Origin of the sequence: Arthrobacter sp. BL-252-APC-1A, from assembly GCF_009696625.1 — a bacterium.
In the GTDB taxonomy this organism is placed as follows: domain Bacteria; phylum Actinomycetota; class Actinomycetes; order Actinomycetales; family Micrococcaceae; genus Arthrobacter_B.
Genome location: NZ_VULS01000033.1, coordinates 1 through 1,081, shown reverse-complemented (window position 1 = coordinate 1,081; position 1,081 = coordinate 1). Strand labels below are relative to the sequence as shown.

Here is a 1,081-nt window from a genome sequence, read left to right as displayed (position 1 = left end):
TGTACCCGGCCAGGACGTTGGTAGCGGCGTGGCTGGTTGAACGAAAGAGAACCTCCGGGTGGGATGTGGCTTGTCAAAGACCCACTCCAACCCGGAGGTTCTCGTGTCCCACAGTACTGCCCGTTTAACCGTTTACGGTCGTCTGCTGATCGTCCAACGCCACCAGGCCGGCTGGAAACAGGCCCACATAGCTGCGGCCATGGGCGTTTCACGCAAGTGCGTCAAAACCTGGATCGACCGCTACTCCGCGGAGGGCGAAGCAGGACTGGCCACCAGGTCCTCCCGGCCGCACACGATGCCAACGCGCACCGGCGCCGACACTGAGCAGAAGGTCCTCGCGGCACGCGCCGAGCATCGCGCCGGGCCCGATGTGCTCGGACCGAAGCTGGGCGTGCCCGCCCGCACGGTCTCACGGATCCTGCGCCGCCACGGGGTTGCCTACCTGCGTGATTGCGACCCGATCACCGGAGACGTGATCCGCTCCTCGAAGGCCACCGCAGTGCGCTACGAACGTGAATGGCCCGGCGAACTGGTGCACATGGACGTGAAAAAGCTCGGAAAGATCCCCGACGGCGGTGGTTGGAAAGCTCACGGGCGGCAGATGGGATCCAGCAGTGCCCGCAAACAGCTCAAAGTCGGCTACGACTACGTCCACTCCCTCATCGACGACCACTCCCGGCTGGCCTACAGCGAGATCCTTCCCGATGAGAAAGGAACCACCTGCGCGGCGTTCCTGGAGCGGGCCATCGCCTATTTCGCAGCGCATGGCATCCCCCGGATCGAGCGGCTAATGACCGACAACGCGTGGGCCTACCGCTACTCGCTGCGCGATCTGTGCGCCTCGCACAGCATCACGCAGAAGTTCATCAAGCCCCACTGCCCCTGGCAGAACGGCAAGGTGGAGCGCCTGAACCGCACTCTGGCAACCGAGTGGGCCTACCGACAGATCTTCACCAGCAACCAGGAACGCACAGCAGCACTTGCACCATGGCTCGAGCACTACAACAATGAACGACGCCATAGCGCACTCGGAGGCAAACCACCCATCAGCCGACTGCTACCAACCTGACGGCCGGGTACA

At 63.6% G+C, this 1,081-nt stretch carries 1 protein-coding gene; it reads left to right on the top strand.

All coding sequences use genetic code 11. The features are described 5' to 3' along the window. The first annotated feature begins 103 nt into the window (after nucleotides 1-103). The gene (locus tag FYJ28_RS17075) at nucleotides 104-1,069 is read left to right on the top strand and encodes an IS481 family transposase (protein ID WP_326831802.1); all 966 of its coding nucleotides are present in this window, start codon (nucleotides 104-106) and stop codon (nucleotides 1,067-1,069) included. The last annotated feature ends 12 nt before the right edge of the window (nucleotides 1,070-1,081 follow it).